The organism is Paenibacillus sp. LjRoot56, from assembly GCF_964253335.1.
GTDB classification, from domain to species: Bacteria; Bacillota; Bacilli; order Paenibacillales; family NBRC-103111; genus Paenibacillus_E; species Paenibacillus_E allorhizoplanae.
In genome coordinates this window covers 119168-133477 of the sequence record NZ_CAXURV020000002.1, presented here as the reverse complement: position 1 = coordinate 133477, position 14310 = coordinate 119168, and the positions used below count along the sequence as shown (strand labels likewise).

Sequence of the window (14310 nt, the reverse complement as noted above, 5' to 3'; positions counted from 1 at the left end):
GTGGATAAAATGCTTTTTTTATGTAAAAAACAACTGCAATCGCATCCTGAAAGAGGTGTAAAATTGGTGATTTTAGAAAATTATGCAGTAGCTCCTTTTATTCGAATCGCGGGCTATGCAGTCCGACCTCCGTTTATTTTAGGCGAACGCAACCTGCTGGATTACATTCTCTTTTATGTGCAAGAAGGACAGTTTGAGATTCAGCTGGGCGGTGACCTACATATATTGAAGGAAGGCGACCTATGCCTGTTTCAACCTGGTGATGTGCATACGATTAGGGGGATTACCCCTACGATTAATCCATATATTCACCTTGATTTTTTCTATAATCCTTTGAGGGAAAGCAGCTTTGTAACCCTGCCTGGGCAATTGGACATGACTCCCTACGCCTCTTATATGCAACCTAGGATGCATGATTGCCAGGATCTCCGAATCCCATTTAAGCTGGAGACGGCCCACTCGCATAAAATGAGAGATCTGGTGCTGAAAATGATCGAGTGCTGGCAGTCTCAAACGTATACTGGCGTCATGGAAGCCAATCAGCTTGCCCACGAATGGCTGACTGTTATATTCAAAATCTACATGAAACCCCAAACGGTGTCGGTATCTCCCCAGCCTTTTTTGAACTGGATAACGTCTTACTTTGCATTTCACATTTCCGAACCGATCAATGTCATCGATATGGCCAATAGAGCCGGGCTTTCGCCGTCTAGGTTTAACGTACTCTTCAAACAGCATTTTGGCACGACACCTTACCAATATTTGTTGCATTTACGCATCGAACATGCACGAGAATTATTAAACGAAGGCGTCTCTATTCAGAAAGTGAGTGAATACTGCGGCTTTACGGACGTTCATCATTTCTCCAAAACATTTAAATCCATTATAGGTACTAGCCCTGGTACTTATAGAAGAAACGAAAAAAAAGAATGGTCTGCCTTTTGAGCGTAGCCATTCTTCTTCAAATGATGAGATCGCCTTCTTTTTACAATTGAAATATAACTTCAGGATCTGTTGCTACGTTACGGACCAGTTCTCTGTAAGTTCCATTGTAAGTCATGCCAAATGTATAAGAACCAGGCAATAACTCCTTGCTGATCCCCCCGCCTGTTGTAACGCCAATCGTCTGCCAACTGCCCGCATAGTAACTGGCCGTACCACCATCCAACAGATTCCCTTGGTTATCCTTTACCTGTACCGTGACCTTGACCGTCTGAAAGACGATTACAGGGTCCGTTCCGATATGCTGCACTTTCTCCTTATAAGCACCCGCATTCGTCATGCTGAAGGTATAGGAGCCAGGTAATAGTTCCTTGCTGACCTCTCCGCCCGTTGTTTGGCCGAAAGTCCGCCAGCTTCCCGCATAATAAGTCACGTTACCATACCTTAATCCCATACTCAACGTTCGCTGCATAGGACTGCAAGGTTAACGGAGTACCTCCAGATGTTTCAAGGATAATTGAACTCCCACTCGTAGCGACGCTCACACCAACAACATCATTACTCAACAGCTGCCATTTCAAACCATCGATGATGGCTAACGGTTTAAAGCGATATTCCATGATGATAACCCCAGCGCTTTGGGATACAAACTGCTTATTCCTAAGAGCTTTTACCCATCATTAAGCTCCCTTTCCTAATGAATTAGCTTTTATAAAAACAATGACCCTACTTATAATTAGTAGAGTCATTGTTGTCACGAGTTTAACTTTATTTATTACCAGCCTTCCAAGCATCGTATTGCTTCTGGATCTCAGCCATCACTTTGTCTATGCCAGCTTCCACCAGCTTTTTCTTCGTGTCCTCGACGTACTTCGGATAATCCGGCATGGATCCCGTCGTAAAGATCGGATTGGCCTCTTTATTGACCGCATTGATTTGCGCAATCTCCGTCTTAACCGGCTCATTATTAAAGACAAATCCGAGAAGACCCGATGCCTTACCGTTGTCGTTTGTTTTTCTCATCGCTTCTAAGGCTTTCGTTGAATTCCAGTTCGAATCCCATTGATCCCAAAGCGGTCCAAGCCAGTTGTGCCAAATCGCCCACGTTTGTTCAGCACCGCTTTTGGCTTCGATCGTTGGGTTAGCATCTTTCACCGTACCCGATTTAACGGTGTAATTTTTACCTTCAACGCCATAAGCAAGTGTATTCAATAAGTACTTATCACTCCAAATATAGTCGAGCAGCATCATCGCTCTTTCTGGATTCTTCGACGTTGCACTAATCGCTGTCGCAGCAGCAGTCATGGAAGCAGTTGAAATCGTCGGCTGTGAGCTGAATGTTTCAACAGTTGGGAATCCATACGTGCTTGTCGATTTCGACCCATCCTCGGTATAACCGCCTGAATCACGCAGCACGGCATATTTCCCTGATTTCGCTTCAGCTAGATAATCCGTTTTGATTGCAGCATCTTTGGCAATATAGCCTTTCTTATAGAAATCATTCATAATGCGATAATTTTCATAATTCTGTGGAATATCAAGGGTTTTGACGAATTTACCATCCTTCTCGCTGAAAGATATGCCACCAACGACAGTTGTATAGTCGGGTAATCCTACGCCAGAGGTCGCTCCATTGGCCGTAGCAATGACTGGAATCATGTTCGGTTCATTTTCCTTAATCGTTTTCAAGAATGGCTCTAAGTCACTCAGGCTCTTGACGTTCTTATAATCGAATTTATACTTTTCAACTAAATCTTTTTTAAATACATAGGCAGATGCCGGACTGTAAGGGGTCTGTGCAGGAATCGCCATGATTTTCCCTTTATAGGTAACAGCCTTCCAAGCGCGAGGATCTACTTTTTTCAAAATATTTTGACCATACTTCTGCAATAAGTCATCGAGGGGCATAAAGGCACCCTTTTGCACATTCGCATTTAAGTTATTGGAAGAATTGGAAGTAAACACAAGATCGTACGGCTCGCCAGCAGCTGATTTCAACTTGATTTTATCTTCCCAGCCCGCGTTATCAATTAAATTAAAGTGTACATTGGCGTTCAATTTTTCCTTGATCAGTTTGTTCGCTGCCGCTTCAACCGCTTCCTGATCCTTCATATTGTCGATCGGTTTTGGCATGTACCAGCTAATATCAACATAATCTTTCGTCGGATTCGTACTTGCTGCACTACTAGCAGCTGGACTAGCGCTTTCACTCGTTTTGTTATCCGTACTGCAGCCGCTAATCACAATCGTTGTTGCAAGCAAGACGGATGTTCCTGGTCCTAACCATTTTGAAGCTTTTGTTTTTTGACCTTTCACGTGGATTGCCTCCCTTATATTGTCTTTATATAATTTACAGATGCAGCGCGTTTCTCCTGCACCTGAAACTATTAACCTTTGACAGAACCTACCGTTAACCCCTGCACAAAATACTTCTGAAACAGTGGGAAAACAAGAAGCATCGGTCCTGCAGCCAAAATACACATCGCCATGCGAGCAGTTAATGAAGGTACTTGCATACCTGGTTTCACAAGTCCATACTGAATGGCCTCAGCCGAATTCAAATACTCCATATTTTTTAGAACACGAATAAGTAAATATTGCAGCTTCATTAAATTGCTCTGATCCATGTAAAGCAACGTCAGCCACCAATCATTCCAGTATTGGAGAGCAAAGAACAGGCCTAATGTTGCCAGTGCCGGTTTGGATATTTGCAGAACAATTTGCGTAAATATGCGCAGCTCGCCTGCGCCATCCATTTTAGCTGACTCGATAATGGCATCCGGTATGGTCTGCAAGAATCCTTTCATGAGGAGCACGAACCAACCGCTAATCAGATACGGCAAAATGAGTGCCAGGATATTGTTGCGGAGTCCCAACCATTTCACCATGAGAATATAAGAAGGAACCATCCCCCCATGAAAGAGCATCGTGAAGAAGATGAAGAAGGCAAGGAACGTACGGTAGGAATAATCTTTGCGCGAAATCGCATAAGCGTAGGTCGTGGTTACCCACATCCCAATCAAAGAACCGATGACCGTCGTACCGATCGTAACCAGATAAGAGTTCAGCAGAACAGTTGGCTCACGCAGAATCACCTTATACGCATCTAACGTAAAGTTCTTAGGGATCATGGAATACCCATATTTGATAATGTCATTTTCCGTTTGAAATGAGGTGCCGATAATGACAAGAAAAGGAAACACGCACACCGCACACAACAAGATAAATGAGATATGAATCACTAATTTTCCTATGGTCAGTGTAGGTCGTAACCGAATTGCTTTGTGAGGATTCATAGTCGATGCTCCTTAGAAAAGTGAATTTTCAGGATTAATCCTTCTTACGATCGTATTGGTTAACAAAACAAGGCAAAACCCGACGATGGATTGAAAGAAGCCTGCTGCCGATGCCATTCCGATATCCCCCATATCGATCAAAGAGCGATAAACGAAAGTATCAATAACGTCCGTCGTCTGATAGATCAAGGATGAATTCAACGTGACATTATAGAACAAACCGAAATCACTGTAGCAAATACTTCCGATTTGCAAGATAACTAACATGGTAATCATCGGTTTGATCATCGGAATGGAGATGGAAAATGCTTGGCGAAACTTACTTGCGCCATCAATTTTCGCTGCATCATAATACTCAGCATCAATGCCCATCAGAGCTGCGTAATAGATGACCGATCCATACCCAAGTCCCTTCCAAACTGCAGCTGCTACCAGAATGTATGGCCAATACTGAGGTTCGCTGTACCAGAGGATCGGTGCTTTACCCACGGCAATCAAGAGGGAGTTGATGACGCCATGATCCATATCAAACAGCGCCCGAAAAGCAAATCCAGCAACCACCCAGGAAATAAAGTAAGGAATGAACAGGATCGTTTGATACACCTTCACAAATTTTCGACTCAGTTCAAATAGTAATAGCGCAATGACGATGGAGAGAAACGTCCCCAAAATAATGAAAACCGTGTTATACAGGAGCGTATTGCGCAGAACGCGATACAGCACATTCCCATTAAATAAGAAACCGAAATTGTCTAGCCCGACCCACGGGCTATTCCAAATCCCCAAATTGTACTTATAATTCTTAAAAGGAAGCAGTAATCCGTAAAGCGGCACATAATTAAAGAGTAAAATCAATAGGAAACCTGGCAGTGCCAGCAGGGTCACTCCGAAATTTTTCTTGAAAATTCTTACCATCCATCCAACACATCCTAGCTTTGTAATTTTGACTGCCATCTTGGTCGATACCCCAACTTTAGGTGATGCCCTGGCGATTGTATATTATGAACTAGGTATTTTCCTCTAAAAATGTGTAGGTTAGGTCCCTTTCGACAGGATAGAAAACTATAAATCAAGTGAGTTCCTCTAACCTTCGTAGCTTTGGAACGGAAACTGCGTTGCAGCCTCCACCTAAGGCGAATGATATTATATACTACACACATGGGAAGACATGGAGAGGAGCGTATACATGCGAAAAGGATTAGTGCCATATCGCTATATGATCGATGAATTTCTTACTCCGTCTTTTCATTTCAGTATCTCCGAATATGAAGTAAGCCGGTTTCACGATTTGCATGGCCATGAATTTTTTGAGATGGAGATTATTTTATCTGGAAAAGGCACACAGATTTTGAACGGGGAGTCCTCTCGACTCATCCCCGGCTCGGTTTACCTTTTAACCCCTGTCGATTTCCATACCATTATTCCTGATCCTGGTTTTCCTCTTCGTTTAATTAATTTGAAATTTACCGAGGAGTGGCTCGATGAGGAGCTGCGACTCTTGCTCTTTAGCCAGCCTAATCGCTTGTCCATTTGCTGCGAGAGCGAGCAACTAATTTACATCGAAATGGAGTGCCGCCGATTATTGGCGGAAAGCATGGCGTCTCAAATCGGCAAAAAACAAGCAATCCGCGCCACGTTGGACAGATTGCTTGTTGATCTGCTGCGTATGATTCCGACTGATCCTCAGACTATCCTAGAAATGCCTTCCAGCGATGTGCCAGAACGGATTAAACTGCGCAAAGCCTTAAACTATATCGATTTCCATTTTCGTGAACCGATTACACTAAAACAAGCTGCAGCACACACACCATGGAGCCCGAACTATTTTAGCGAAAAATTCAGTACCATCATCGGTCAATCGTTTCAGCAATATGTGCAGGAGCACAGGCTTCATTATGCCCATAGGCTGCTGCTCAATTCCAGCTTGCCCGTTACGGAAATAGCACTGGCATCCGGCTTTAATTCCTTGCCTTATTTTATTCGTTGTTTTAAAAGTAAGTATGGGGTGTCTCCGAGTGCTGGGCGGCGGGCTTGTGTAGACAAAAAAGCTTGATTTCTCAAGCTTCTTTCGGGATTCGAACAAAATGAACGCCTTGCTTCGTTAATTCTTCATGAAGCTTCTCCATAGGAACATCCCTCAGCTTGCACTTACAGTCTATGGCAATCCAAGCAGCTACCCCCGCCGCTTGACCAAGTGCGTAGCAGGTAGCTTGAATTCGCATCGATGACATCGCCACATGGGTGGTGGAAATGGTTTCCTTCAAATTTAGTAATATCCGAAAATCGTGCAATTTTTCTGAACATACGGCAAGTTTTATCCTAACCTCTCTTTTACAATGAGTTCATTGGCACTTAATTTAGGGAGGTTTTCAAATGACAAATGAACTGTGCCTGGACGGACAATGGAAGCTTGTTTATTATCCGCAAGGAGAATGGCATATCCACCATCCAAATGAATTGAGCAAATTAGGTTTGCCTTCTATTAATGCTTCTGTTCCCGGGAATGTGGAGCTCGACTTGGTAAACAGCGGTCTTCTTCCTGAGCCCTTCCTCGGAACGAATATCAATGAACTCCGTCCTTACGAGCTTTATGAATGGTGGTACAGTCTGGAGTTCACCGCTCCATCGACGATGGAAGGAAATAAAACCGAACTGGCGTTCCAAGGTGTAGACTGCTTCGCAACCTATTGGCTGAATGGGGAGGAGCTTGGCTCCAGCGACAATATGTTTATCGAGGTAAGACTTGAGACAACGAATTCACTGCTCTGCCATGGTGTAAACAAGCTTTATGTAAGGCTGCGTTCCCCCATTATAGAAGCCGGGCATCGCAGCACTGACGCCATTTGTTACGGGCCCCTTACGAATGGCGAGCAGTTATACGTACGAAAAGCGGCTCATAGCTTCGGATGGGATATTATGCCCCGCGCGGTTTCTGCAGGCATATGGCGATCTGTATCGTTGGTTGCAATTGAGGATCATGCGTTGAGCGATCTGTATTTCTATACATTATCTGTTGAAAAAAATCTTTCAGCTGCAGAAATCGGACTGTTTTACAGAGTAGTAACTGATCCCTCGTATTTTTATCATGGATTGGAGATTCGGGTAACAGGCAAATCGGGAGCATCGGAGTTTCAGATATACAAGCCAGTGTTATTCAACGTTGGCTCCTTAACCATATCCCTCAAGGATCCACTGCTCTGGTGGCCAAGTGGGTATGGGGAAGCCCATCTATATGACGTTACGACCGAATTGCTGCATCAGGGACGTGTACTCGCTTCACGTACAGAGCGGATCGGCGTGCGTCACGTCCATTTGATTCGCACAGAAACAACCACCATGGAAGCTGGCGGCGAATTTCTATTTAAAGTCAATCACACCTCCATCATGTGCAAAGGCTCAAATTGGGTTCCGATGGATGCGTTTCATAGCCGAGACGCCAGTCGCTACGAGACGGCTCTCCAGCTATTCTCTGAAACAGGATGCAACATCGTCCGATGCTGGGGAGGAAATGTCTATGAGGACCATGCTTTTTTTGACTTCTGCGACAGTCATGGGTTGATGGTTTGGCAGGACTTTGCAATGGCTTGCGCTGTCTATCCACAAACGCCTGAATTCCGTGATGCCATGCGACTTGAGGCTCGCTCCGTTGTCCGGAAATTACGGAATCATGCTTCGCTTGTTCTATGGTGCGGGGATAACGAATGTGACGAGGCTTATCAGTGGTATGGTTTGCCTGATCCTGGTGTGAATCAGATCACCCGTACACTGCTTCCGCAAGTTATCCAGCAATATGATCCTCACCGGGCTTATTTGCCAAGCTCTCCCTACTTGTCTCCTGAGGTTATCCGATCAGGGAACATGAACTTAGCTCCTGAACGACATCTTTGGGGGCCGCGCGATTATTATAAAAGCTCCTTTTATAAGACGAGTACGGACCATTTTATCAGTGAAATCGGCTATCATGGCTGTCCGAATTTATCGTCAATCCAGAAGTTCATTGAACCTGCGCATCTATGGCCATTTAACAATAAGGATGAGCAATGGATCGCCCACGCAACGGAAGTTAGCGGCTCACAAGGTCATAACGCGACGCGTATCCAATTGATGGCGAATCAAATTAAGGAATTGTTCGGAGCCATTCCTGACGCTTTGGAGGATTTCATACTTGCTTCGCAAATTTCCCAAGCTGAGGCCAAAAAGTTTTTTATCGAGACCGCTCGGCTCAAAAAATGGCGGAAAACAGGCATCATCTGGTGGAACATGATTGACGGTTGGCCGCAATTCTCAGATGCAGTCGTTGATTATTACTATGGTAAGAAATTGGCTTTTCATTACATCCAAAGAAGCCAAGTCCCCGTTTGTATCATGATGGATGAGCCTGAGAATTGGCATGTGCGAGTAGCCATAGGCAATGACTCCCGAGAATCAGCTGCTGGTACTTATCGCATTTGGGATGCAGATTCCAAAGAAACGCTTATGGAAGGGAGTTTCGACGTAGAGGCTAACGGAACTTCTGAGCTAGGAAAAATCCCTATTTCTCACGCCAAGCAGCAATTGTTTCTGCTGGAATGGAGCCTCAATGGACGAACCTATGGCAATCACTACCTGCTTGGCTTCCCGGCGTTTTCCTTGGAAACCTATAAAGGCTGGCTGCCGCAAATCGCCGCAATTTCTAACGATTTCCGAGCCGATGAGATCGGTCGATAAAGGGGATTTTACTATGGAGAGAATGTTAATCGAAAACTATATGCAACAACTCGTGGAGCGATACCCAGACTTGGAAAGTTGTACATCTGACGTTGTTGCAGCATTCCATTTATGCGCAAACACGTTCCATTTATCTGGTAAAATGCTGCTATGCGGCAATGGGGGGAGCGCCTCTGATTGTGATCATATTGCCGGTGAGCTGATGAAAGGCTTTCTATCCAACAGGCCTGTCCCCGTATCTTTTCGTGGTTCCTTAGTCAATGAGTGGAATGAACAAGAAGGTACCTATTTAGCAGATCATCTGCAGCAAGCGCTCCCCGCCATTTCACTTACCAATCACTCTGCCTTGATAACCGCGTATGCCAATGATGTAGAACCAGAGATGATTTATGCCCAACAAGTGTATGGCTATGGGAAAAAGGGAGATGTCCTCCTAGCTCTCTCCACTTCCGGGAAATCCACGAATGTGATTCGGGCTGTTCAGATCGCGAGAGCACTGGGTATGCCTACCATCGGATTAACCGGGAAACACGGTGGTCGATTAAAGGAATTATGCGACGTGACCATCAGGGTGCCTTGGGAGCGTACACCGGATATCCAGGAGCGGCACCTGCCGATTTATCACATTCTATGTACGATGTTGGAAAGGGAGTTTTTCGGATGATGACGATCCTTGCTGGCATTGATATTGGAGGAACCAAGTGTGCCGTTACCGTCGGGCGACGGATGAATCATAATGAGATTACCCTACTTGGCAAAGTTCAATTTCCCACTCCCAAAGATCCGTATGAGACCATTACGAAGCTTAATGCTGTCTTAGCGCAATTAATGCTTGAACAAGGTGGTTCCCTCGCAGCGATTGGCATCAGTTGCGGGGGGCCGCTGGACAGCAAAACAGGGGTCATCCTTTCACCACCGAATTTGCCTGGCTGGGATCACATCCCCATTACTTCGTTAATCAAGGAACACTTTGGTGTTCCGGTTGGCTTGCAGAATGATGCCAATGCCTGTGCGTTGGCAGAATGGCGCTGGGGTGCTGGCGTTGGAACCCGGAATATGATATTCCTGACCTTCGGTACAGGTATGGGCGCTGGTCTTATTCTAGATGGCAAGTTATATACGGGGACCAATGATATGGCTGGTGAGATCGGTCATATGAGACTTGAGCCTACAGGACCCATCGGTTATGGCAAAGCCGGTTCCTTCGAAGGCTTCTGCAGCGGAGGCGGCATTGTTCAATTGGGACGAATGAAAGTCAAGGAAGCTTTGGCAATTGGGCAGCCTCCAAGCTTTTGCCAGTCCGAGTCGCAATTGTACGCGATGACAGCTCAGCAGATCGCGGAGGCCGCGCAATCAGGGGATCTTTTAGCGTTACAAGTATTTCGTACTGTGGGGGTACAGCTTGGAAGAGGGCTATCTGTCCTGGTGGACCTTCTAAACCCCGAGTTAATCGTAATTGGCAGCATTTATGCCAGACAGCGGGACCTGCTTGAAGCTTTCGCACTTGAGGAACTTCAAAGGGAGGCGCTCCCTCACGCTTATCGTGTATGCCGCGTTGTCCCTGCCGGGTTAGGAGAACTTGTAGGCGATTACGCTAGTCTGTCCGTTGCGGAATATCAGGTGATGTGACCTAGCCAATGGCTTTGCTATCTTACTTTTGAATCAAATTCGTCATATTTCTCCGTAAGGCATATTCCTTCGGTGTGACCTTATATTTCTTTTTGAACAAGCTGAAAAAATAGGTTTCATTCAAGATCCCGACCTTTTCAGCAATTTCATACACACTAAGGTCATCTTGGATGAGAAGGTCTGCCGCTTTGGCTAATCTAAACTCGTTAATAAAATCAGGAATCGAGATATGCGTAGCTTCCTTATATGTCTTGCTTAAATTCCTTGTCGATATTTTCATCATCGAAGCGATCGAAGTCAAGCTCAAGGAAGGGTCTTGATAGTGGTTATGAATATATTCCGTGACCGCATCTACCAAAAAGTAATTGAGTTTATTGGCATTTCCCTCGAAATCTTTTTTGAACGAATCTTGCAGGGCACCTACAATGATCCGATGAATCTCGGCAATCGTCTCCTTCTCCAAGATATTGCGACTGATCGAAGAGATGTGCAAAGATGGCGCAGCTGTCACTTTCATTTCTTCTAGCGTCTCAATAACTACATCCACAAGTCTAATGATGGAGACTAAAGCATTGTGATAGTTTAGCGTGCCCAGCTCTTCAAATAGATTCCCCAAAACCTCTTCTATTACTGCGGTGTTGCTCGATTTCATCGCTTCCACAAGCCATTCCTCATGATTTTTGGAATATCCTGTTTTTTTGCTTTCCACATTTTTCTTAACCGTTTCGTAGGTAATGACGGAGGAATGCCCTAGTAATAAGCGATACATCCCCTGATCGAGAGCCTTATGATACATGCTATTCAATTCCTGCATCTGACTCGTCTTTTCACTAATCGATGCCGTAAAGGAGATTTTAAAAAATCGGGAAACATTCTCTTGAACTTCTTTTATAAGCGAGTGGATATGTGAGTGAAACTGATCATCTTCTTCCGGCATACTGACAATCAATACGACATGATCGTCCTTCATATCAAGTCCTTCATTAGAGTACTTTCTAGCCATAATTTCTGATGCAATATTGATCATAGCAAAGCGAATCGTATCTTTATCCTTGGCATGGAACGCATGTTGAAATTCCTTATAGTTATCAATCTTTAATAAACATATGGCATAGGAACCATCCAAAACTAATGAAATTCTCATTTCTTTAAAAATGCTTTCCAATTCTGACCTGCCGATTGATAAGCTTTCCGTGAGCAGTCTGCTTAACCAATAATGCTTCATGACGTCTTTATATTGCATCTTTTCCTTATCGTAATGATCTAGCATTTCCATAGATTGTCTGTAAACGGTGTTCAAATAAGAGATCTCATCGACGACCTCGTCTTTGTCCGATCTCCGTATCCGATCCAGCATGATCGAATTCACCAGTTTCCCCACTGGACCATATATTTTCCGGGAAATAACAATGGATATCACAATTGCCATGACAAGAAAAATGAGCGTGATGATGATAATGCTATTTCTTAAGCTGTTGATATAGGTATAGATTTCAAGAACAGGCTGCGTTTTTAACAACGTCATCCCCGTGTTGTCGACATTTGTGTAAGTGACTAAATATTTCGTTCCGTCATGCTTACTTTGAAAAAAACCATCTCGATCGGCCTGTGGATGTGCTGTTTTATACGCCAAAAAGTCAGTTTTCAGCCACTTCTTGATGGCAGCATCATTGGTACCATCATCCAAGTACTCGCCAACCTGATCCAGAATAAAAACGTTATCTCCCTTTTGTTTATCAATCATATTGATTAGATTAATATTCTCCAGCAACCACTCCGGTTTAACGTTAATAACGACAACGCCATCCGGCTTAGCCCCACTTACCGTCGTTTCGTATATGAAATAGGAGAATACATATTCAGGCTCGGTTACCCCATTTACCAGTTTTTTGATATCACGGAAAATCGGTTTCAACTTTGGCAGCGCTTGATCCGAATTAATAAAGTCGTAGAGCATCTGATCTTTAAAAAATAAAGGAAAACCCGTACTATAGGATTGATCCAGATTCCGATTATAAATACCAATCGAGTGAATATAAGGAATAGCTGAAGTGACAGAGCTAACGACTTTAGACATGTGGCTTGACACTTCAATCATATCTTCCTTTTTCGCATACATAATAGCGGTTACATCGCTGTTCAAGTAAAGAAATTTCGATAAATTGGAAATCGTTTGATCCATAAAAGACATATTATACTTGACCTGATAAAGTATTTTCTGATTGGCTGCATATTCATTTTTGACCAAAAGATTTTGCGAATTAATATAAATAACCGTTGAAAGAACAACAACAAGAATCAATATAGCTACGCTAATCCAAAGAACCATTTTTATAAAATAGGCTTTAGCTCCTAAAAAAGCTTTTATGTTCATGCCTTTATATTCTCCTCTACTCGAAGTGAAAGCGACTGGCATGCACCAGTCCCACCGCGCAATCCAACGACAATACACCTACATTTAGGTTGTCATCTTAATGTAATTGGATGAAGCTCGAATGTATACTTTAATATAAGTCATTTCCTATGAATATGGGAACTTTAAAAAATCGCCTTGCCCGGAACTACGATCCGGGCAAGGCGATCTACAAAATAGTCTAAATAACTGTTAGTCAATCAGTTTCCCAAGAATAGGGCTAAGTGTTTCCGCTATCCGAAAATAGCCTAAATCCGAAGGATGAATACCATCTGTTGTACATTCCTGGTAATCCGCCCCTAACAACTCCGCACCGTCACAGAAGTGGAGATTCGCATCCCCTTCTTGCTGCAATCGCTCAACGATAGCCATTTGAAGCTGTTTGCGTTCTTCGCGACGGCGAAGCATAGTTTCGTCAAAAGCTTCCTTCGCTAGTCGAATCTGTGATAGGACGAGAATTGGAACTTCAGGATGGCGGGAACGATAAATCCGGATAAATTCAGGCAATGATTCCTGAAGCCGTTCTGTACTAGGCGTATTAGCTTCATAATCCAGAACAAGCAACGCCGGTTCATCGATTTGACTGATCAAATGGGCAAGCTCCGGCTCTCCTTGTGCATTTCCAGAAAAACCGAGATTCACAATTTCAATAGGAAATTTCCGACTTAAAATATTGGGATAGGCCATACCAGGCCTCGATGCGCAAGCGCCATGGGTAATGGATGTCCCGTAGATAAGTACTTTCTTGTTGGTGGCAAAGCCAGGAAATCCAGCTACCGATGAAGAAGGATCCAAACCTATCCAAATCTCCTTCACGCCTTGATATAGGGGAAGATTAAGTGTGATATCCCGCATTTCCCACGGTATGGATTCAAAAAGGATGGATTCGTATTCATTTTTTGACTGATCAAAGCGAGTGGTATTTATATAAAGCTGAGCTCCAGTTGCACCGACGTAGCAATCAACGCCACATTGACCAGTGGCAGGCATTTGGTACATGGTGGCCCTGTCAGCCAAAACGACCCTTACAGAAAGTTTTGGTGAATCTGTCTGGAAACGAATCTGCACGCCAGCCGTATAATTCGCAAGTCGATCTACCTCTGATCGAATCGGATGGCTTGGTTCAAGCGGCAATCTTCGATATACGCCGTCTTGTTCCAGCCAAGGCAATCCTGTTATCCGAAAAGGTTCATTGCGCGGTGAGTACCATTCCCAGTCGCTGTTGGTATCGACATCCAATTTCATACTACTGTCCAGCTTCTCTATCTCATTCTTCCTTGATACATTCATCCGTTTTCACCAACCTTTTATATAACTGATGGT

General features: G+C 44.1%; 13 protein-coding genes. 5 read left to right on the top strand and 8 right to left on the bottom strand.

Features of this window, described 5'->3' with window-relative positions; genetic code table 11:
• The first annotated feature begins 66 nt into the window (after positions 1 to 66).
• The gene (locus tag ACSQ8O_RS13570) at positions 67 to 945 is read left to right on the top strand and encodes a helix-turn-helix domain-containing protein (RefSeq protein WP_436242929.1); all 879 of its coding nucleotides are present in this window, start codon (positions 67 to 69) and stop codon (positions 943 to 945) included.
• Between the two features lie 40 nt (positions 946 to 985).
• Here ACSQ8O_RS13570 and ACSQ8O_RS13565 read toward each other — a convergent pair whose 3' ends face one another.
• From ACSQ8O_RS13565 to ACSQ8O_RS13545, 5 genes are all read right to left on the bottom strand, one after another.
• On the bottom strand, positions 986 to 1402 hold the full coding sequence (locus tag ACSQ8O_RS13565) for a hypothetical protein (protein WP_436242089.1): 417 nt from the start codon (positions 1400 to 1402) through the stop codon (positions 986 to 988).
• Positions 1377 to 1562, bottom strand: coding sequence for a hypothetical protein (locus tag ACSQ8O_RS13560; protein ID WP_436242088.1), 186 nt, complete (start codon positions 1560 to 1562; stop codon positions 1377 to 1379). Before ACSQ8O_RS13560 ends, ACSQ8O_RS13565 begins: the two co-directional genes overlap by 26 nt.
• 148 nt (positions 1563 to 1710) lie before the next feature.
• Entirely contained in the window at positions 1711 to 3258 is a 1548-nt protein-coding gene (locus ACSQ8O_RS13555) for an ABC transporter substrate-binding protein (protein WP_436242087.1), read from the bottom strand.
• A 71-nt stretch (positions 3259 to 3329) separates the two neighbouring features.
• The gene (locus ACSQ8O_RS13550) at positions 3330 to 4238 is read right to left on the bottom strand and encodes a carbohydrate ABC transporter permease (protein WP_436242086.1); all 909 of its coding nucleotides are present in this window, start codon (positions 4236 to 4238) and stop codon (positions 3330 to 3332) included.
• 12 nt (positions 4239 to 4250) lie between these two features.
• Complete coding sequence (locus tag ACSQ8O_RS13545; RefSeq protein WP_436242085.1) at positions 4251 to 5153, bottom strand: ABC transporter permease; 903 nt, start codon at positions 5151 to 5153, stop codon at positions 4251 to 4253.
• 271 nt (positions 5154 to 5424) lie between these two features.
• Between ACSQ8O_RS13545 and ACSQ8O_RS13540 the strand changes: the two genes are divergently transcribed.
• Positions 5425 to 6291, top strand: a complete 867-nt coding sequence (locus ACSQ8O_RS13540) for an AraC family transcriptional regulator (protein WP_436242084.1) — start codon at positions 5425 to 5427, stop codon at positions 6289 to 6291.
• Positions 6292 to 6295: 4 nt separating this feature from the next.
• Here ACSQ8O_RS13540 and ACSQ8O_RS13535 read toward each other — a convergent pair whose 3' ends face one another.
• Positions 6296 to 6460: an FAD-dependent oxidoreductase gene (locus ACSQ8O_RS13535; protein WP_436242083.1), complete on the bottom strand. Its 165-nt coding sequence runs from the start codon at positions 6458 to 6460 to the stop codon at positions 6296 to 6298.
• A 151-nt stretch (positions 6461 to 6611) separates the two neighbouring features.
• On the opposite strand from ACSQ8O_RS13535, the gene ACSQ8O_RS13530 reads away from it, so the two are divergent.
• From ACSQ8O_RS13530 to ACSQ8O_RS13520, 3 genes are read left to right on the top strand one after another with little or no spacing between them, the layout of a single operon-like run.
• A complete protein-coding gene (locus ACSQ8O_RS13530; protein ID WP_436242082.1) occupies positions 6612 to 8945 on the top strand; it encodes a glycoside hydrolase family 2 protein in 2334 nt (777 codons plus the stop codon).
• 13 nt (positions 8946 to 8958) lie between these two features.
• The gene (locus ACSQ8O_RS13525) at positions 8959 to 9609 is read left to right on the top strand and encodes a D-sedoheptulose-7-phosphate isomerase (protein ID WP_436242081.1); all 651 of its coding nucleotides are present in this window, start codon (positions 8959 to 8961) and stop codon (positions 9607 to 9609) included.
• Positions 9606 to 10574 (top strand): ROK family protein, encoded by a 969-nt coding sequence (locus ACSQ8O_RS13520; protein WP_436242080.1) that lies wholly within the window; start codon positions 9606 to 9608, stop codon positions 10572 to 10574. The genes ACSQ8O_RS13525 and ACSQ8O_RS13520 overlap by 4 nt, the downstream gene beginning before the upstream one ends.
• 22 nt (positions 10575 to 10596) lie before the next feature.
• Here ACSQ8O_RS13520 and ACSQ8O_RS13515 read toward each other — a convergent pair whose 3' ends face one another.
• Entirely contained in the window at positions 10597 to 12948 is a 2352-nt protein-coding gene (locus ACSQ8O_RS13515) for an AraC family transcriptional regulator (RefSeq protein ID WP_436242079.1), read from the bottom strand.
• Positions 12949 to 13179: 231 nt separating this feature from the next.
• Complete coding sequence (locus ACSQ8O_RS13510) at positions 13180 to 14277, bottom strand: SGNH/GDSL hydrolase family protein (RefSeq protein WP_436242078.1); 1098 nt, start codon at positions 14275 to 14277, stop codon at positions 13180 to 13182.
• Positions 14278 to 14310: the final 33 nt, after the last annotated feature.